General features: G+C 35.6%; 16 protein-coding genes. 6 read left to right on the top strand and 10 right to left on the bottom strand.

Annotation, left to right across the window (positions count from 1 at the left end):
• Window positions 1-6 precede the first annotated feature (6 nt).
• The 6 genes from AC51AA_RS08590 to AC51AA_RS08565 all read right to left on the bottom strand — a co-directional run bounded on the left by AC51AA_RS08590 (window position 7) and on the right by AC51AA_RS08565 (window position 4426).
• The gene (locus AC51AA_RS08590) at window positions 7-216 is read right to left on the bottom strand and encodes a hypothetical protein (RefSeq protein WP_500705555.1); all 210 of its coding nucleotides are present in this window, start codon (window positions 214-216) and stop codon (window positions 7-9) included.
• Window positions 217-239: 23 nt separating this feature from the next.
• The gene (locus AC51AA_RS08585) at window positions 240-650 is read right to left on the bottom strand and encodes a hypothetical protein (RefSeq protein WP_500705554.1); all 411 of its coding nucleotides are present in this window, start codon (window positions 648-650) and stop codon (window positions 240-242) included.
• A gap of 14 nt (window positions 651-664) precedes the next feature.
• The gene (locus AC51AA_RS08580) at window positions 665-1720 is read right to left on the bottom strand and encodes a type I restriction endonuclease (protein WP_500705553.1); all 1056 of its coding nucleotides are present in this window, start codon (window positions 1718-1720) and stop codon (window positions 665-667) included.
• Between the two features lie 93 nt (window positions 1721-1813).
• On the bottom strand, window positions 1814-2482 hold the full coding sequence (locus tag AC51AA_RS08575) for a response regulator (RefSeq protein ID WP_500705624.1): 669 nt from the start codon (window positions 2480-2482) through the stop codon (window positions 1814-1816).
• An 8-nt stretch (window positions 2483-2490) separates the two neighbouring features.
• A complete protein-coding gene (locus AC51AA_RS08570; RefSeq protein ID WP_500705552.1) occupies window positions 2491-3954 on the bottom strand; it encodes a tetratricopeptide repeat-containing sensor histidine kinase in 1464 nt (487 codons plus the stop codon).
• Window positions 3955-4252: 298 nt separating this feature from the next.
• Complete coding sequence (locus AC51AA_RS08565) at window positions 4253-4426, bottom strand: hypothetical protein (protein WP_500705551.1); 174 nt, start codon at window positions 4424-4426, stop codon at window positions 4253-4255.
• A 345-nt stretch (window positions 4427-4771) separates the two neighbouring features.
• Here AC51AA_RS08565 and AC51AA_RS08560 point away from each other — a divergent pair, with 345 nt between their 5' ends.
• Entirely contained in the window at window positions 4772-5731 is a 960-nt protein-coding gene (locus AC51AA_RS08560; RefSeq protein WP_500705550.1) for a hypothetical protein, read from the top strand.
• Here AC51AA_RS08560 and AC51AA_RS08555 read toward each other — a convergent pair.
• The 4 genes from AC51AA_RS08555 to AC51AA_RS08540 form a co-directional block, all read right to left on the bottom strand.
• On the bottom strand, window positions 5723-7075 hold the full coding sequence (locus AC51AA_RS08555; protein ID WP_500705549.1) for a GH1 family beta-glucosidase: 1353 nt from the start codon (window positions 7073-7075) through the stop codon (window positions 5723-5725). The two genes, AC51AA_RS08560 and AC51AA_RS08555, sit on opposite strands and share 9 nt — an antisense overlap.
• A gap of 214 nt (window positions 7076-7289) precedes the next feature.
• Window positions 7290-7619, bottom strand: a complete 330-nt coding sequence (locus AC51AA_RS08550; protein WP_500705548.1) for a 2Fe-2S iron-sulfur cluster-binding family protein — start codon at window positions 7617-7619, stop codon at window positions 7290-7292.
• A gap of 63 nt (window positions 7620-7682) precedes the next feature.
• Window positions 7683-8036, bottom strand: a complete 354-nt coding sequence (locus AC51AA_RS08545) for a DUF488 domain-containing protein (protein WP_500705547.1) — start codon at window positions 8034-8036, stop codon at window positions 7683-7685.
• Window positions 8005-8826 (bottom strand): helix-turn-helix domain-containing protein, encoded by an 822-nt coding sequence (locus tag AC51AA_RS08540; RefSeq protein WP_500705546.1) that lies wholly within the window; start codon window positions 8824-8826, stop codon window positions 8005-8007. The genes AC51AA_RS08545 and AC51AA_RS08540 overlap by 32 nt, the downstream gene beginning before the upstream one ends.
• A 223-nt stretch (window positions 8827-9049) precedes the next feature.
• Between AC51AA_RS08540 and AC51AA_RS08535 the strand changes: the two genes are divergently transcribed.
• The 5 genes from AC51AA_RS08535 (at window position 9050) to AC51AA_RS08515 (ending at window position 20772) form a co-directional block, all read left to right on the top strand.
• Window positions 9050-10045, top strand: coding sequence for a metal-dependent hydrolase (locus AC51AA_RS08535; protein WP_500705545.1), 996 nt, complete (start codon window positions 9050-9052; stop codon window positions 10043-10045).
• A 276-nt stretch (window positions 10046-10321) separates the two neighbouring features.
• Entirely contained in the window at window positions 10322-12526 is a 2205-nt protein-coding gene (locus tag AC51AA_RS08530; RefSeq protein ID WP_500705544.1) for an alpha-galactosidase, read from the top strand.
• 62 nt (window positions 12527-12588) lie between these two features.
• Complete coding sequence (locus tag AC51AA_RS08525; protein WP_500705543.1) at window positions 12589-13605, top strand: GntR family transcriptional regulator; 1017 nt, start codon at window positions 12589-12591, stop codon at window positions 13603-13605.
• Between the two features lie 132 nt (window positions 13606-13737).
• Window positions 13738-17811, top strand: a complete 4074-nt coding sequence (locus tag AC51AA_RS08520; protein ID WP_500705542.1) for a two-component regulator propeller domain-containing protein — start codon at window positions 13738-13740, stop codon at window positions 17809-17811.
• Between the two features lie 537 nt (window positions 17812-18348).
• Window positions 18349-20772 carry a glycoside hydrolase family 2 TIM barrel-domain containing protein gene (locus AC51AA_RS08515; RefSeq protein ID WP_500705541.1) on the top strand — a complete coding sequence of 808 codons (2424 nt, stop codon included), beginning with the start codon at window positions 18349-18351 and terminating at the stop codon, window positions 20770-20772.
• Window positions 20773-20870: the final 98 nt, after the last annotated feature.

Genomic DNA, 20870 nt, shown 5'->3' with positions numbered 1-20870 from the left:
TAAGATTTAGTCTTCCCAACCACATAGACTCAAGCCAAATGCCTTAGCTTGCGGAATCGAAGTTTTTACGATTTTTTGTTTGCAGGCGGTTAAACCACGGCAGTTTTCAAGATAGTGGTATTTTTTTGCACCAGATGGACCACAGATATATACCTTGGTTTGAGCAGTGTGAAAAGAGGTCAGGGAGATAAAAACAAAGATTAAGAGGTATTTCATAGCAATAGCTTTAGACGTTCGAGTTAATCAACTTTTAGATCGTATTGATTTCCATTTTGGTCTACAGCTTCTAATTTACCATAACCAACCCAATGGACCATTATTTCAATATACTTAAGGCTGTCAGTGCTTACTATTCCAGCACCCATTTTTCCTTCAATATTGATGTTTCCAAAAACAGAATCTCCTTTTATATCGGTGCCTTTTACATCATAATTATATTCATAATGACCTGATTTTCCAGTTCGGTATTCATAGTGGCGTTCTGCATCAACATGATAAGTTTTTGCTTCTTCAGCTGTGATGATTTTGCGATCATTCGCAGTAATTGTTGCTTTGTAAAAGGGGGTACTCTTTAGAGGAGCTAACTCTTTTTTGCAGCTTGAACAAAGGGCAATGATAATCAACGCAGCATAAATAAATTTTGTTGGCATTTTTAAGCGGTTTATTATTCTGTTTCGTAAAGGTCAACTGTAGCTAATAATTCGTTTTCAAATTGATAAATGTCATCAATAGTAGACAAGCTTACTTTCGACTCGTTTTTGTTATCGTTAAATAAGCTGATGTATTTTTTAGAACTGTTTAGATGTAAGCGACAAAGCGGTTTGCGATTGTTGTCATCTAATAAAATACCGAAGTAGGATTGTGTATCGCGATGTACAATTCGGCTTGTAGGAAGTTTTCGTCTTAAAATAGCAACAATAATGCGATAAGCGTCTAGCTCCTCTTCTGTTAGTGTGGTTTTACTTTCTTCTTCAATAGCTTCGATTTGTTCGTCCTGTTGTTTAATTGTTTCTTTGGTAAGCGCTGCTTTTAAACGATCATTTATTTGTTCGCTGATGAACTGATTTAGAGATTTTTGAACTAAATCTTTAAACTCTTCAACCACTTTTTCGGTAAGTCTACCCGTATAAACTTTACCGGCAAAGAGTTTTGTAAAATCACTTGATGGGGTTTCAAGTTCTATATTAATTTGTTTTTTGATCTCTTTTATATACTTTAAAGCACTAGCATTAGTGACGATGTTGTCAACATCAAAACTAGATTTATGAAATTTAGCAATTTCACTTACCGTATTTTCTTTTAGATTGGTAATGTCAAATTCCAGAAATGGTTTTTGATCCATTTTGTTTTTATCATCTAAATCCGTGAAAAATTGGTATTGAATACCATTTGTTAAAAGTGCAAAACGGGTTTTAGTAACATGGAAATAACGAAACAATTGAGAATTATGTATCGACAAGTTTTCTTTCCAACTTTTGCATTCTACAATTAAAATGGGCTCATTATTCTGGAAAATGGCATAATCAACTTTCTCTCCTTTTTTTAATCCTAAATCTGCGGTGAATTCAGGAACCACCTCCAAAGGATTAAAGGCATCGTAACCCAAAAGATTAATAAAGGGCAAGACAAAAGCATGTTTGGTAGATTCTTCTGTTTCAATCTTGCCTTTTAGCTGATTAATTTTATCCGCTAATGATTTAAGTTCAATGTTGATTTCCATAGGTTTGAATTTGTTTAAGTTTACATAAAGTATTCAAATGTAAACCCAATTAAAATCAGCATTTTATGGAAAACCATAATAGAAGAATATTGTTTAGATAAGTCCCATATCTTTCGTTATAGAGATCAGATGTATGGTGGTATTGGCCTTGAAAAAGTCTTTCAATTTAGAAATTCTTTTTTCAATGGTACTTTTACTATTGGGCTTAATTCCTAGCTCTTTAAAAGTTTCTGTGATGTTGTCTTGTGGCGTACCCACTGATAAATGTTTGAGGATGAGGATGTCTAAATCATCTATTTCGTAGTTGTTTTTTTCTTGTATTAAAGAAGCAATCTCAGGCGAAATGTATTTTTGATCCGTATTGGCCACTAAGTCTATGGCTTTTTTTAATTCTTCAATGCTGTTTCGGCCTTTCAAAACAAAACCATCTACCCCCGCATTTTCAAAAAGTGATTTAATGCGGTAACTTTTATCTTCAACAGAATAAGCAATGATTTTAATGTTCGGCTGTTGGGTTCGTACCTGTTGTATTAGCTCATCACCACTTGCGATTTTTACTTCTCTGTAATCTTCTTTAAAGGATAAATCACTAATTAATAAATCATACGGTTCCTGGTCTAAGTTGGCTTTTCGTATTTTTAAAAAGGCATCATCGCAATATTTTGAATGCTGAAAATGAACAATTCCGAGATCTCTCAAGGCTTGTTCTATTCCTAAGTTAATACTATCAAAATCTTCAGCAATTATTACTTTTTTAAACATCATAAAAATTATTTAGGTAGGGACATTTGTACTCTAAACCCTTTGTTAGGTTCAGTATCAAAAGTAATAGTTCCTTTTATGGCTAGAATACGGTTTTCCATATTTTGCAAACCATTTTTAATAATTTTATCTTTGAGACAACCAATTCCGTTGTCTACGTAGTCTATAACGATATTTTTTTGATTTTGATCAAATTTTACCACAACTAGTGAGGCTTGACTATGCTTTCTCATATTGACCATCAATTCTTGAAGAATTCGGTAAAGCGTGATTTTTTTTATTTCATCGATTCCTTCCCAGTTTAGTTTATCAAGATTGTTGACAATAATATTTGTACCATCATTGTTATAGGTCGATAACAATTCTTTTAGACTCTCAGCGAAGTGGTCACCTGTTTCGATATCATTGTTTTCTCTTGAAATCCCTCTAACACGTTTGTAAATGTGGTCTAGTTTTTCAAGTAAAGACTCTTTAACGGTTTCTTGAGTCAGCGGCTGTGTTTGAGTAAAAGTTATAGCATGGAAGACATCATTGGCTAATTCATCGTGTATTTTTTTCGAAATTCGAGTTTCGGTATCGTAGGAAGCTTTTATTTTTTCGACCCTATTTTTATTTCGGTAATATCGAACGAGAAGCAAGATGATAAGTACCAATGAAACGATTCCGATTGCAAATATTATTTTTTGATATTTAGCCGCTTGAAGCGCTAATGAATCTTCAGCTTTTTCTAAACGAAGTTGCTGGTTTTCGTCTTTTTCTTTTTTTGAATCGTACCTTATTTTAGCAAATTTATTTTTAAAGTTGTTGCGAATCTTTGTAATACTGTCATTTAAGGAAATATATTTTTGTGCATAATGTGTATTCTTACCATCAGAATTGTTTAAAATTAAAAAAGATAAAGCTTTCAAACGTTCATCTATACTGTTAGATTTTGTTGCGCTTTGATAGGCAGTCTTTGCATATAGAGTGGATTTTTCAGAATTAGACTTGAAATAGTATTCTGCCAAATGTAGATTGCTTTCAATCGCGCGGTAAGAGTCATTAGTTTTATTTCTGATTTCAAGACCTTCGATTATTAAGGGAAGTCCCCGTTCAGTGGCTCCTTTTTTAAAATAGGCAAAACCTAAGTTGTCTAAAATCCCTGCTCTTCTTGTAGGCTCTTTATCGAGGAGTGGTTCCTTCAGTATGCTTTCTAATATAGAAATGGCCTGGTCGTATTTTTTTTGTTGAATATAGACAACGGCGATATTGTTTAGAGGAGCTAGTTTTGATTGGGAATCTTCGCAATCTTTTATCGCCTCTTTGTAATAAAAGACGGCATCATTGTAAATAGAGAGTTCTTTAAAAGCGATGCCAAAGCCATTGTTAATAGCAGCACTGTAAATGTCTTTCTTTTTAAGAAAGGGTAGTGCTTCGGTTAGGGTTTCTTTGCTTCCATAATAATCTCCATTTATTTGTTGAATGGAGGCCATTTGAATAAGATTATAGACAATGTTTACACTGTCTTTTACGATTTCAAAGGCTATTTTGGATTTGTTAAAGTTGTAAAAAGAACTGTTGAAATTTTTGTCCTGAAAATTTGTTAATCCTTGATCCCTTGCCTTAAAAGCTTCCTTTTTTATGGACGCAGTATTAGTGGGTCTGTCGTTCTCTTTTTTGCAAGAAAGGAGAAAGAAGAATAGTATAAGATAAAAAATCGGGGATCGTAACATAAGTGATACTTTCCCCGAAAATAGTATTAATTTCTAGATTAAATAGCCTTAGGAGCTATTATTTTGTTACTGGAGGCGGAGGTACAATTATAGGTAGGTCTCCAGGGCCATCGGCATAGGATGGAGTTGCAGGATTAATCTCTTTTTGAGCATCTTGATAGTCGTCAGAAGTACAAGAAAAGAGAATGGTACTCAATAGTATAAACGCTCCCAATATAAATAGCTTTTTCATTTTAGATTTGATTAAAAATTAGACATAGGAATTGCCTTTCAGAGCTTTTCTGAATTTTATTAAGGGCAATACCAATTGATGTTGGGAAGTGAAGTGCGTAGAACTATAAAACTTTATTTATACTTCCCGGATAAACTCCATTTTACGGTTTTCCGCACTTTTTAGCTGAACTAGTTTTGTACATTTGTTTTAACCTGCAGATCAAAACGATAACTGATTCTCAGGCAAAGGAACAACGGATATAAGCCTGAAATAGTAAGGAATTCCTGGAATTCCTTTTTAGTCTTTTGAAATCCAAACAAATCTTGAAAAGTCCTAATAATTCCTAAAAAAACCGAGCTGCGTATGCATAACAATACTCCAGATGACTATATAGAAGCGATAAGAATTAAATATGAAGTTGAGAAAGAGGATGGTATTTATTCAAATTATTTGAGTAGTCCTTCACAAGCAAATTTGAGGGATCTATGTTGGAAAATTTTTAAATCGGATTTTATCACCGCCGATGATCTAAAGGTTTATTCAGATTTTTTTAAATTTGAATTTGATGCTAACAATGAGAATACTTCTACCCATTACACCGATAAGTTTAAAAAAGTGGGTGCTTTTCTAAGAAGGGAAAAAAGGCCAGCTAAAATAGATACGATTAATTTTGCTGCCATTTTGGTGGGATTTGAATGGAGACCTTATCCGAAGTTTAAGAGAAAATGTAAAATTGAAGTAGAAGGGAATTCTGTTGCTCAGGATGAGGAAATGGATGATTTTCCTGAAGAATTAATTGATGAATGTAAAGAAATTAAAACCTTTGGGACTGTGGAAGACCATAAAGTTGAGGCGGAAATGATGCAACCCAAAACTTTTTTTTTAGCTACAAATTTTAAAGAACACTTTTTTAAAAAATTTAGGCATAAGGTAAGGCGAACAGTCATTGGTGTGGTTGGTGTTTTTATTTTTGGATTTGTCATTAGTCATTATGTTTTTCCAAAAAAGCAATGTATGCAATGGTCAAATGATCATTATGAGAAAGTGGATTGTGATTTGAAAATCGAAGTAGTTGAGACCCTAAACAAGGTAGAAGTATTTGATCAGAGGAAATATGAACTGAGAAAAATCAGGGTTTGTGATACGACTAGTTGTTTTAATAACAATGGTGAGGCTTTAGTTTGGTACGCAAAAACTAAAAATGGAATTGATTTTTTTAATACACACGGAACACATCCTGAAAATGGGAAGGCGTTAAAACCGATGACACAGTATATTTTTGATAAATATATAAGGATTAAGAACTTTAGTTCTTTAAGATAAAAAATCACGATACCACATTCCCGATTGTTTAATGGTTCGTTTCTGGGTTTCAAAATCAATGTGTATGAGTCCAAATCGAGCATTGTAACCTTCGGCCCATTCAAAATTATCCGTAAGGCTCCATATAAAATAGCCGTCGACTTGATAGCCTTCTTGTTTGGCTTTTAAGAGTTGTTCGAGGTTATCCTGTATGTATTGGGTTCGTTTGATATCGTATACTTTGCCATTGATGAGATTATCTGGAAAAGCAGCACCATTTTCGGTGACTATAATTTTTTTTATTCCCGAGTAGTTGTTGAATTTTTTTAGGATATGGTAAAGGGCAGCAGGATAGACTTCCCATTTCATCTCGGTAGCAATAACATTTCTTTTTTCAGCAGATACTAATTCAGCACCGATGTAGGGAATGAGTAAGGAGGCTTTAACAATTTCTCTAGTATAACATTGAAGCCCTATAAAATCAAAGTCAAATGCCATATTGTGGAGATCGTCTGCTAAAATGTAAGGACTCAGTTTTTTAAGAATGGGTAAATCCTCCACTGGGTAACCAAGACCTAATATAGGTTCAATAAAGGTTCTGTTGATTAAGGTATCTACACGCTTAGCGGCTTCTATATCTTTTTGGCTTTGAGAGAAAGGTTCAATATGGGTACAGGAAAAAGTGGTGCCTATATTGGCTTGAGGTACTTTTTCACGTAGTGTTTTTGCTCCTTTGGCAGTAGCCAAGGTAACATGATGTATGGCCTTTAGGTAATTGCTTAAGCCTTTTTTACCCGGAGCGTGAATTCCCAAAAAATAACCAGCACCGGTAAATACTGATGGCTCATTGATGACCATCCAGTTTTTTACCCGATCACCAAAATGTTCGGCACATAGGGAAACATAGTCTGAAAACCAATCAACTGAAGCTCTGTTGGTCCAGCCTCCGTCTAGTTCTAAAGCATGGGGAAGATCCCAATGGTATAGGGTTACCCAAGGTTCTATGCCGGCTGCTAGCAAAGAATCAATGATGTTGTTGTAATAATCAATTCCGGCCTGATTTACAGGATGAGTGCCTGTAGGCATAATTCGAGACCAACTGATAGAAAACCTGAAATTGGGGATGTTTAGTTGAGAGATTAACTCAATGTCATTTGGATACCTATTGTAGAAATCGCAGCTAATTGAAGCATGATGACCATTTTTGATCGTGCCTTTTTTTGAGGTAAATACATCCCATATCGAGGCGCCTTTTCCATCGGCGTCATGAGCGCCTTCCGTCTGAAAAGCGGCTGTAGATACTCCCCATAGGAAATCAACACCAAATTGGTCCTTGTTTAAAAACGAGTTTTCTGCTTTATTCATTCAAATGGGCCTTCCTTTTTTAAATTGATTAGTGAAGGAAAGAGGATTGCATCGCTCTTAGAAATAGCCACTCTTTAAAAGAAACTAGAAAATTTAGATTGAAGAATTTCATAATATTTAGATTTACTCAAAGTAACAAAATAGTTGTTAAGTTGTTGTAATGTCAAGATTATGAAATAGTTAAGCATTTTGTTTTTATGTAGGAATTAAGACTTTATTCGAAGATTTCAATTTCAGATCCCTCTAAATCACTGGTGACCATTAATTGGCAAGAAAGTCTAATATTGGGATCGGTATACCCCATTTTAATCAATGTAGAAGGTTCATTTCTTTCTTTTAACACAGAGTTTCCTTTTATTCCTTTTGTTTTTATGATACAAGTTGCGCAGCGCCCCATTCCTTGACATTCCCCAAAACTATCTAAGTAGAGTTTGTCTCGAAGTAAAAACATCAAATTAGGATATTGGCCAACATAGGTTTCAATTGATTGTACTGTGTCGTTTTCTCTAACTGTAAATAGGATGGTTTTTCTATGGACGTTCAAAATGGGTTTGAATTTAAGCGTTGTTTAAAATGGGATTGGTGGATAAAGGTACTGTAGCTTTTTTTAAATTTGGCTTAATAGAAAATCTTTTAAAATGATGGCGTGATTGATTTCAGGATCTTTTGCGCCATACAATAAAGTAATAGGTGTTGTTTTTGCAATTTCTTTTAGTCGGTTTGTTTCGGTCGTTTTGGCCATTAACTCTTGTTGGTACAGCTTAGAAAATTCCTCGAAGCGTTCTTTTTTATGGTCAAACCATTTTCTTAATTCAACTGATGGTGAAATGTCCTTGTTCCATTGATCGGTATGTAAATCAATTTTTTTCACACCACGGGGCCATAATCGATCCACCAAGATGCGGTATGATCCATCGCTGACAAGGTTGTCATAAACCCTTTTTATCGTTATAGCTTTCATTGTTTTTAAAATTATTTTTAAAATTGGAAGGTCTAAAACTAGTCAACTGATGAAAGGTGCTGCTGAAAGCGGCTAAACTATTGTAACCAACAGCATAGCCAATTTCGCTCATAGACAAGTTGGTTTGTAACATTAATTCAATGGCTTTAACCATTCGTAAAAGTTTTAAGTATTGTAAAAATGAAGTGTTTAGAGTGGATTGAAACAGACGTGATAACGTTCTTTCGCTCAGACCGAATTTTTCCCCAATGCTGTGTAAGGAATGGGAATCTGCAATGTTATTTTCTATCCATCCTACTATAGGCTTCATGCGATCGTTCTCGGTAAAAGGTAGTGCAATAGGAAGTCCCTTGTTGCTTATCTCGGGTAGAATGTTTTTGATTACCGATAAAAATTGATAGCGGTTTTCCTCAGGTAAGATGGATCCAGACCAGGTTTCAGTATACTTTATCATTTCCATTAACAAGTCTGTAATGGGGTAAATACCAATCTCTGAATAAAAAGGATGTTTATAATCATCATCGGTATAAAAAAACAAAGAGCGTAAGATGGTTCCTGAATGGCCTATTTTTAGCGAATGAGTAATTCCCTGTGGAACCCAAAAATAGTGACGGGCCGGAATAACATAATGGCGATCATTTATTTTTAGATAAGCGACTCCGCCTTCAACGTATGATAGTTGCCCTTTGCTGTGACTGTGCCATGGAATATATTTCTCAACTCGTTCATGTGTCACAAAAACGGAGGACGCTAAGTTGTCAATTTCGGCTAAAGAGGCTATCAGACTCATGAGGTAGTATTTACACAATGACTTGTATCAAATATACGAAATGGATTTTGCAATAGTGTAATTTACAGTGAATTAAAGTGTTTTAAATCGTCATCAAAAAGAACTTTTTAATCTACGGTAAATGGTACTCAATGCACCAAATAAACAAAGGCGAGAAAAGTTGTTGGAAAGGGAGGTATAGTAGGCTGCTTTCTCTTTAAATTTGTGATTCAATTACAACTTGATGGATTCTTTTACTCAGATTTTGCTTGGGATGGCAACGGCCGAAATATGTGCAGGTAAAAAACTGCGACGCAAAACCTATTTATATGGTGCCCTTCTAGGGACTATTCCTGACTTAGATGTGGTGGTAGGACAGTTTTTGAATCCAGTAGAAGGCGTATCAATACATCGGGGACTGAGTCATTCGATATTGTTTTTTGTACTGCTTTCTCCAATTTTAGGCTGGGTAATTTCCAAGATAGAGCGGGGGAGAATTGATTGGAAAGGAGCGAGTCTTTTGACCTTTTGGTGTTTGTTTACCCATGTGCTGCTGGATATGTTCACTTCTTGGGGAACGCAAATTTTCTGGCCATTTTCTCAGCGAATAGCCCTAAAAACCATTTTTGTTATTGATCCCTTCTATACAATCCCTCTGCTGATTTGTCTGCTGATAGCTTGTAAAAAATCAACATTTTCTTTGCGAAAAAAATATGTTTTACGCGGACTATACCTCAGTTCGTTTTATTTATTGGTAACGGTTAGTTTGAAACTTTTTGCTTTGCAGCAATTCAAAGCGGCATTGCAACAGCAACAAATACCTTATGAGGATCTTATTGTAAAACCAACGGCGTTCAATTGTATCTTATGGAATGCCAACGTAGCGACAAAGGATGCTTATCTTTTGGGCGACTATTCTTTGTTTGATAGCAAAGCAATCAGCTTTGAACGTTATGAGAAAAATAATGTTTTGTCAGAACAACTTGCTGGTAACTCCGATTTTGAAACTTTAAAAAAAGTAAGTGAGGGGTGGTTTATAGTCTCTCAAAAAGACCACAATTACTATTTTAATGATCTGCGTTTTGGCTTATTGTCCAAAGATCCTAAAGACCCTCAATTTGCCTTTAGTTATGTTTTTAAAGAGGAAAATGGGACCTTAAAAGCCTTGGAAGTTCCCAAGCAGAAGCGAGATGGTAAAGCCTTGTTGAAAGGAATTTGGACTAGGATCAAAGGGAATTAAGAAAAAAGCAGCAGTTTTTGCAAGAAAGGGGAACGCTTAACTGGTAGGAGTAAAGCGCCATGGATTACACTCTATTCTGATAAGTAATTGAGGGAGTATTTTATTTTTTTATTTTTTTCTTCAAAGAAATTTTATGAAGTTTTTAAGAAGCTTGTTAAATTGATTTTTATTTGTATTATTGTAGTATAGAATAGTATAGTGATTTGAATAAATTGGAGTAGCTGTTTTTATAACAGCGCTTTAGCAGGAGATTAATCAAAAACCAAATAATAAAAAATGAGAAATTTTAGTACAGCTTTAAGACCATCTTTTGCGGTGGTGTTTTTTATTCTAGTTAGTTGTTTCGGGCCGATTCATGGGCAAGAAGTCATTTCAATCAAAACAAAAAGTAATGCGCTTGTATTGCAACTAACCCCAAAGAAAGAAGTCAATACCATTTATTTTGGAGAAAAGCTGGCTAATGACTTTGACTATGTAAAAATACAAGGTCAGTTCCGTCAAGGAGGAGATTATTCGGGTATTTACAATTCTGCATATACACCATCTGGTTCTAAGAATTTGCTAGAACCTGCCATTGCCGTAACGCATGCTGATGGAAATACCTCCCTAGATTTAGTATATGTAAGTCATAGAACCACTGCCATTAGCACAGGGGTTTCTCAAACGGAAATAACACTTAAAGACCCAGTATATCCTGTTGAAGTGCATTTGTTTATTCAGGCTTATTATGATACCGATGTTATAGAGCAATGGTCTACTATTGAACACAGTGAGAAGGGGAGTATTACCTTAAACAAATATGCGTCGGCTAATTTATATCTTAAAGGATACCAAGAGTTTTGGCTCAATCAATATCATGGAGAATGGGCCAAAGAAATGCGTCCAGAAGAAACTAAAATTACACACGGAATAAAAGTGTTGGATTCGAAGTTAGGAAGCCGCGCTAATTTATTCCAACCTTCCGTATTTATGGTGTCTTTGGATAAGCCCGCTACTGAAGATCAAGGTAAAGTTTTGCTTGCAGGTTTAGAGTGGTCAGGTAATTTTCGTACGGATTTAGAATTAGATCCACTGGATAATCTTCGTATTATCTCAGGAATCAACAATGCGGCAGCGGCCTATAAATTAGCTAAAAATGAGGTGTTTACTACGCCTAAGTTTTGGTACACTTTATCGGCTGAAGGAAAAGGGAAAGCAAGTCGTAATTTGCATGATTGGTCTAGAGAATATAAAATATTAGACGGTAAAGGAAGTCGTATGACCCTATTGAATAACTGGGAAGCGACCTATTTTAAATTTGATGAAGATAAACTAAAAGTGCTTATTGCTGATACGAAGAAATTAGGTGTCGATATGTTCTTATTAGACGATGGTTGGTTTGGAAATAATCACCCTCGTAATAATGATGATGCAGGATTAGGAGATTGGGAAGTGAATAAGAAAAAATTGCCAAACGGTATCAGCGCCTTGGTGAAAGCCGCTAAAGACAATCAAGTGAAATTTGGTATTTGGATCGAACCAGAAATGGTCAATCCAGCAAGTGATTTATACAAAAAACATCCAGAATGGGTAATCAAACAGCCAGGCAGAGCAGAGCATTACTTCCGTAATCAGTTGGTTTTAGATTTGGCCAATCCAAAAGTTCAAGACTTTGTTTATGGAATTGTAGATAATTTATTTACAGAAAATCCTGAGTTAGCCTATATCAAATGGGATTGTAATGCGGTGATTTATAACGCTTATTCGAGCGCATTAAAAGATAAACAAGCTAATTTTTATACCGATTATGTAAAGGGACTTTATAAGGTATTGGAACGTATTCGTGTCAAGTATCCCAAAGTGCCGATGATGCTTTGTTCTGGCGGTGGTGGTAGAGTGGATTATGCGGCCTTGAAATACTTTACGGAATTCTGGCCGAGTGATAATACGGATCCTTTGGAACGTGTTTTCATACAATATGAATACTCCTATTTTTATCCAGCACTTACGGTTTCTGCACACGTGACAGATTGGGGAAAACAGCCTTTGAAATACCGTACAGATGTGGCGATGATGGGCAGATTAGGTTTTGATATAGTGGTTAAAGATTTGAACGAAAAAGATTTGGCTTTTAGTCAACAAGCCATAAAAAACTATGGAGAATTGAGTAACACGATTTGGCAAGGAGATCAGTATCGTTTGCAAAGTCCTTGGAATAATGAGGCGGCAGCGGTGATGTTTGTCAATAAAAAGGGGGATGAAGCTGTATTGTTTAGTTATTTGGTTAACTCCAGATATGAGGCAGGAACGCATTTGCCTATAAAATTGAAAGGACTAGAAGCGGGACAAAACTATAAGGTGGAAGAAATTAATCTCTATCCAGGGAAAAATGCTGCAGTTCAATCGGCCGTTTACTCAGGTGACTTTTTAATGCAAATCGGTATTAATCCAAATGTCGGTGCTAATAATACTAGTGTTGTATTGAAAATTACTAAGAGCTAGGAGAGCTAAAGCAATGCATAATATTGCTATTTTTGAGCTAAGTATCCTATAAAGACATTTTCATGAAAGAAATTATTGAGCAAATTAAAAATATAGAGTCCGTAAATTCTTTCTCTAAACACGAGCAGATTGTTCAAGGGATTATCAATGCTATTGACGAAAAGGTGGTCGCAAAAGGAGATCCGCTTCCATCGGTTAATACTTTTATAAGTGAATTGGGCTTTGCCAGAGAAACGATAGCAAAAGCGTATAAGGACCTTATACATCGCGGCATTGTAGAGTCAAAAAACAGATTGGGTTATTTTGTGGCTACAACGGATGTACAGCAGGAGCTAAAAGTAGCTTTGGTGTTATTTGCATTCGATACTTTTCAGGAAATATTTTACGAAAATTTCAGAAAAGGTCTTGGGGAAAATATTCAGCTTGATATTTTCTTTCATCATAATAATTTTGATACGTTCGAAAATATCATTCAAAATATAAAAGGAAAATATGGCATGTTTGTTATTGCGGCAATGCCCAATGAAAAAACGCCAAGCGTTTTAAAACAACTACCAACAAAGCGAGTTTTGTTGGTAGACCGTTTTATTGAAACGGATGAAAATTATAATTATGTGGCACAGGAGTTTGGAGATTCCTCTTATAGAGCCTTTGTGCAGCTAAAAGATAAAATAAAAAAATATGATGAAATGATTTTCTTTTTTAAGGCTGCGACTTCTGAACCTAATGAGATTTTAAGTTCCTTTAAAAGGTTTAAGAAAGAGTATAACATTAACGGCTTTATTAAAGAAAAATACGAGTTAGGTACTGTTGAAAAAGGAAAAGTATATTTTACCATTCACAATTTGGAACTTTGGCATATGCTAAGGGATGCCAAGACGAAGGGATTGAAAATTGGTCAAGACATCGGTTTTATTTCGCATAATGACGATATCATTAAAGAAATTATATTTGATGGTATTAGTACATTTTCTACTGATTTTGCATTGATGGGAAGGAAAGCCGCTGACTTTGTATTGAAGCGTAAAAAGATTCAAGAAATCATACCCACGATTTTGGTGGATAGAAATTCGCTGTAGGTGAAGTAAAAAAATTGAAAATAAGTTCGTCCGAGATTTAATGTCTGTGGGGTATTTTTAAAGCCCGTTTGTGAATTTTGGTTGTAATTGTTTGTTGAAAATGAAATAGGTAACCCTTTTAAATTGATCTTCTTGAAATATATTATTCGATATTTAGTACTCATACTGTTTTTTTCGTTGTCGGCTTTTTCTCAAGACTATCCCGTTAAATTTCTGGGTATATCCGATGGCTTGTCTAATAATTCAGTTACAACTATCTATCAGGATAAGGATGGTTTTATGTGGTTTGGGACCTATGATGGATTAAACCGATATGATGGCTATACTTTTAAAATTTTCCGCAACAGGATTAATGATAAAAAATCATTGTTGTTTAATACAATCTATTATATAGAGGGTGATTCTAAACAAAATATTTGGGTGGGAGGTTCAAAAGGAGTTTGTGTTTACGATCGAACTAGTTTTGGTTTTCATCCTGTTGAATATGTTTTGTCTAACGATAAACCCAAAATTTTAAAAGATATAATTAGGCAAATTAGATCCGTTGCTAAAGAAGGTGTTTTAGTAGCTTCTCAAAATTTAGGACTACTTGTTTTTGAAAATGGATCATTTGTTGGTAAAAGTATTGCCTTAGAAGGATTAAATAAAAATGATGTTAAGCATAAATATGATGCTGCTGTGCTCGAAGATGCTGGTAAGGAAGGATATTGTTGGGTGTATGTGCGAAATGTTGGAATTTGTAAATACAATTATCAGTCGAAAAAGTTAAAGGTTATACATCCACTCTCTATGGACGTCAAGTGCATGAAGCTTGCTGTGGATGGGAATTTGTGGATGGGAACTGATGAGGGCTTGTATCTCTTTAATGCTCAATCAAGCTCGCTGTCTGAGAACTATTTTGCAACTAAATGTACGGTAACCTCTATATTGTTAGATAAGAAAAAGGTGTTGTGGCTCACTACCGATGGTTGTGGAATTTATAAGGTAAATGGTGTAAATGAAAAAGCAGTGCCCTACAATTCGGCAAGAGATCATCAATTTGTAAAAAGTAATTCCATTTGGAATATTTATGAAGATGTTGCTGGGAATAAATGGATTGGTACCTTACGCGGTGGGATCAGCATGATCGGAAATAGTCCCAAGTACTTCAAGAACATTAGGTATAACGGCAAAGACACCGATCCTGCTGAGAATTTCATATTGTCCTTTTGTGAAGACCAAAAGAAGAATGTGTGGATTGGTACAGATGGGGCTGGGTTAAAGTATTGGGACAGAAAAGCCAATACCTATAAAACCTATAGTACCTCGGCTAGTGTTTCCAATAAAATCAGCAGTAATTTTATTACGGGTATCATAAAGGATGAGCATAATGATATATGGTTGTCCACCTGGGCTGGTGGGGTCAATCGGATCAACCCTCAAAGTAATACAGTAACTCATTTCGATTGTTATAATCCCTTTACCAAACAGGTGGAGAAAAACATATGGTTTGTTTATCAAGATGCTCAAAAAAACATCTGGGCAAGTGCTACCAATGAGGGGTGCTTGTATCTTTTTGATAAGACAAAAAATAGTTTTCTGCTTTATGACAAATCCATTGCGAATTTGCAATGCCTGACCCAGACCAGTGATGGTACTCTTTGGGGAGGAGATTACAGCTCGTTAATTGCCATAGAAAAAGGCAAGAAGAAAATCAAAAAGATAAACATTGGTAGTCCTGTTAGATGTATACTCGAGGATAAGAGTAAAAATCTATGGTTAGGAACTCAAGAAGGAGGATTGTTGCTGTTCAACAGGAAGACCAGTACGTTTAAAAGATTAACAACTAACGATGGTTTACCTTCTAATACGGTTTTAAGGTTGTTGGAAGATAATGAAGGAAACTTATGGATGAGTACCTACAATGGAATCTGTCGATTTGATAGTAAGAAAAATACTTTTAGAAACTTCTCAGAAAATGATGGTTTACAAAGCAATCAATTTAGCTTTAATGCCGCTCTTAAATTGTCTACAGGAGAGTTCTTTTTTGGAGGAATAAATGGATTTAATTCCTTTTTTCCTCAGGACATTAAGGAATTTGGTTATCAAAATAATGTACTCCTAACTGATTTTTATGTGAACAATCAGCCTTTTGACGAAAGTAATAAGGAACTGATCACCGCTTGGGATTCGGGTAAGATGAAAGAGGTAAAGTTAGGATATGATCAAACTACCTTATCTATAGAATTTGTGACCTTGGATTATAATAATTCCGACAAAATTAATTACGCCTACTATCTAGAAGGTTGGGATACGCGTTGGAACTATGCGGGGAAAATTCGAAAGGCTAACTATGCAAGATTAGCAGAAGGGAAATATGTTTTTAAAGTTAAAACGACAAACTTACGCGGAGGATGGAATAAGGGAGAAAGTCTAGTTACTATAGTGGTGTTGCCGCCATGGTATAGGACGTGGTGGGCATATAGCCTTTATTTATTTCTTGTTGTGGGTGCGATTTATGGGTACATAAGGTACTATAAAAACAAGGAAGAGTTAAAGTATAAAGTGAAAATTGCAGGTTTAGAAAGTAAAAAAGAAAAGGAAATTGCTGAAAAACAATCCTCGATGTTTACCTATATCTCTCACGAGTTTCGTACGCCACTGTCTTTAATTATAAATCCCCTGAAAAAAGCCATTCAAAAAGAGAACCTTGAGAATGGGGCTACCGTTAGTGATTTAGTAATTGCCCATAGAAATGCCAGAAGACTATTAAGTTTAGTGGATCAGCTATTGCTTTTTCGTAAGGCTGAAAATGATGCGGATGGACTTAGTATAGCGGTCATAAATGTGAATAACCTTTGCTGTGAGGTTTTTCAATGTTTCGTAAGTCAGGCGAAAGACAAAAACATAAATTATACTTTCGAGATACCTGAGTATACTGTTGAACTAATAGGAGACTATGAGAAAATTGAAATTTCACTGTTTAATCTGATATCGAATGCCTTCAAGTATACTTCGGATGGAGGAGTGATTAGTTTGGAGTTAACTCAAGATCAAACACAAGTTAGTATCGCAGTTTCAGATAATGGTAGAGGAATTGAGAAAAAAGATCTAGAAGTGATCTTCGAGAAATTCAAGCAAATAAATTCAAAAGTATCCGTTGGAACGGGCTTTGGAATTGGACTTTTTATCGTTAAGTATTTTGTTGAGAAACATAAGGGGACTGTAAGTTGCAGTAGTGTAATTGGTCAAGGTAGTGTGTTTAGATTGAATTTTTTAAAAGGACATGCTCATTTTGAAGATTTGCCCGTTAGTACCACTACACCTAAAAGAAGTCAATTGGTGGAAGAACTTATGGCCGATGAGATACAGGGAAGTGTAAAGTCAGGTGCTACTATCACCTCGACTCAAGAGTTGCATAAAGTCATGCTTACCGATAAACGTACACTTTTAATTATAGATGATAATGATGATATTAGAAATTATTTGATCCAACTTTTTTCGCAGACATTTATTGTATACAGTGCGGAAAGTGGAGAGCAAGGACTAGAACTGACTAAAAAACATATGCCTGATTTGGTACTCAGTGATATAGCCATGAAAGGTATGGATGGTCTTGAGTTGTGCAGAAAGATAAAATATAATGATGTGTTGTCTCATATCCCCGTTATTTTACTTACGGCTTCCAAAAATCCAGAAACCCATCTGCAAGGGATAAGTGACGGAGCGGATGATTATATTACCAAACCTTTTGACGACGCTATACTAGTGGCTCGTGTGGAATCACTATTGAGAAGTCGTAGTAATTTACGTAGCTATTTTCTAGACCGTATAACCCTAAAAGAAAACAGTCAGAAAGTTCCAGCCGAATACCAAGAGATTTTAAAAAGATGTATTGATATTATCGAGGCGAATATTCATAAAAATGACTTTACCATTAAAACTTTTGCTACTGAAATGGGAATGAGTCATAGGACGCTTTATACCAAAATTAAAATTATTTCAGGTCAAACCCTTAATGCTTTTATACGCTCGATCCGAATTAGAAGGGCTGCCATGTTGATGTTAACTGAAAATATTAATATTGCCCAAGCAAGTGCTGAGGTCGGCTTTGAGGATCCTAAGTATTTCCGTCAGCAATTTGTAAAACTCTTTGGTATGACGCCCTCTGAATACATAAAAAAATACAAAAACTCCTTTAACGCTGATACAAACATTATCCAATAAGAGGGATATGTTTTTTAGCGCTGCTTTAAATCACTGGGCTCTATGTAGACTCGTTGGTACTAAGCGGCAATTTCTTACTTTACTTAGTCTTTGGGATGTTGTTTTACCCTTTATTTCTATTCTTTACACAATAGTTATTGTCTTCTTGTTTTTAAAAAAGGCAATGGAGTAAGTGTTGCTAATTTGATAATTATGATTTTCTTGAAATTTTAGATATTTTTTTTGTAGTTGATAATTTTATAGTTAATTAAATAGCGTAATTACGGATTTGACCTCCTTTTTTTTCCATTTTACCCCTCCTGAAACCTTCTGACTAAACATTACTTTGCATTTATAGTTGTGATGATGTCATCTGATATTCCTGTACGAAGAGGGTATCGTATATGCTCGAACAAAATGAAAAGTAGCCTTTTAAGAAAGCTGTGGGCCGTCCTCTAAAATAATAGCTATTGGGCTCAGAAGGGCACCCTTATACGATAGAAAAGTAAAACAGTAGTGGAATCTAAAATATATAATAATTAAAAAACATTCAAAATAATGGTGGTTAAAAAAATCATATTACTCCTATTTATGTTCTCTTATACCTCTGGATTTAGTCAGCTATCATTCGGAGATTCAAAAAAAATCAATGACAACTGGAAGTTTAATCTTCAGGATACCCCAGAGGCTCAAAAAGCAACTTACGATGATAGTAAATGGGCATGGGTGAATGTGCCACACGATTGGAGTGTGAAAGGACAATTGAGTCCTACTTTGGCCAGTTGTTCAGGTTATTTACCAGGTGGAATTGGCTGGTACAGAAAAACACTTAATGTTCCTCAAAATAAGCAAGGGGAGAAAGTCTATTTGTATTTTGAAGGGGTGTATAATAGAAGTGAGGTTTTTATTAATGGTCATTCTTTAGGAAAACGACCAAATGGTTACATATCATTTGCCTATGATGCAACTCCTTTTGTAAAATATGGACAGGAGAATACCATTTCGGTACGTGTTGATCACAGCCAAAGTGCCGATTCAAGATGGTACACCGGCTCCGGTATTTACCGAAATGTATGGATGGTTTATGCCAATCCCGTTCATATTGCACAATGGGGCGTTTACGCTTATCCAGAAGTGAAAAATGCAGTTGGAACTTTACAAGTTGAGGTTGCTATTGAAAATGGGACTGGGACAAAATCGGTTCTAACTATAGAAAATGAATTGATTGACAACGATGGGAAAGCAGTAGCCAAAACGACGACTAAAGTACAGATCGAAGGCAATAAAAGTCAAAAAATAACAGTAGCCATGAAGCTCAAGAATCCTAAACTGTGGGATTTGGATACGCCCAATTTGTATCAACTCAAAACAACAGTTTTGCGCGATGGAAAAAAGATAGATCAAAGTAGTACTACTACAGGTTTTAGAACTTTCCAATTTGATCCCAATAATGGTTTTGCGCTCAATGGTAAATGGATGAAAATGAAAGGGGTTTGTCTACATCATGATGCAGGGGTTTTAGGAGCTGCTGTTCCGCGTGAAGTTTGGGAAACAAGATTGAAAACCTTGAAAGAAATTGGGGTAAATGCCATTCGTACCAGTCACAATCCACAAGCGCCCGTTTTTTATGAACTCTGTGATGAATTGGGAATTTTAGTGCTCAATGAAGCCTACGATGAATGGGAATTCCCAAAGCGTAAATGGTTAGAAGGATGGAATTATGGAACACCAGGATTCGAGGGGTCGTTTGATATTTTTGCAGACTATGCAGAAAAAGACTTGGAAGATTTTGTTCGTCGCGACAGAAATCATATGTCAGTTTTTGCTTGGAGTATAGGCAATGAAGTGGATTATCCAAATGATCCTTATTCACATCCTGTTTTGGATAAAGGAACAGATGGTTTTGGTCAAGCAGCTTACGGAGGATACAAAAAAGACGCACCAGATGCCATGCGTCTGGGCGTTATTGCAAAACGCTTGGTGGCTGCGGTAAAAAAATACGATACCTCTCGTCCAACAACTGCAGGACTTGCGGGTGTAGCCATGTCTAACGAGACAGCCTATCCAGGAGCTTTAGATATTACGGGCTATAATTATACAGAAAGTAAATACCAATCCGATCATGAAAAATATCCCAACAGAGTCATCTATGGAAGTGAAAATGTTCACGATATGGAGCCTTGGTTGGCGGTAAAGAACAACAAACATATTTTTGGACAATTCCTTTGGACAGGTATTGACTATCTAGGAGAGTCAGGAAGATGGCCTTCAAGGGGATTTTATTCTGGTCTGGTTGATTTTGCTGGGGTTATTAAACCTAGAGGGTATTTTCGTCAGTCCTTATGGTCTGATAAACCAATGGCTTATGTTGGAACCTATCCGCTGAAAGATAAAGAAGATGTTTCTAAAGATGCTTGGGCAATTTGGAATTATAAAGAAACAGAGATGATCCGTGTGGTTTGTTATACCAATGCTGCAAAAGCGCGATTGGAATTAAATGGAAAAGTAGTGGGGCAGACCAAAGCCTACGATGAAAAAACGGGAATTATTTATTGGGATATTCCCTTTGCCTCTGGAAAATTAGAAGCAATTGGTTTAAACAAAGAGGATGCCGTAGTGAGTAGGTATGCCATCGAATCTACACAGCAAGCCTTTGCATTAACGATCTCTGAAAAGAATATCAGCATTGCAAAAGATAGAGGAGTTGCCAAAATAATGGTTCAGTTAAAAGATCAGAATGGTTTACCAGTTATGCTTTCAGATAATGAAGTGACGTGTACCATTGACGGACCTGGAGTTTTACTAGGACTTGAAGCAGGAAATAATACTGATATGACCGATTATACCGATAATGTGCAACGTGCTTTTCATGGTCACATTGCCGCTTATGTACAGTCGACAGGAGTCTCATCAGAACCCATAAAAGTGCGTTTTTCGAGTCTATGGGTAAAACCAGTTGACATTATACTACATGTAAAATAGAGGCCTGTAGGGCTTTAATTTTAGGAGGATATAATGTTAATTCCCATGGCAATAATTTCGAAACCCATTTTAATTTTCTTCTTAAACGGAGAATCAAT

Source organism: Flavobacterium sp. OHVDL-2026-0007 (assembly GCF_059882335.1).
The sequence above is the reverse complement of the archived record's forward strand: the minus strand, read 5'-3'. Positions and strand labels throughout refer to the sequence as shown.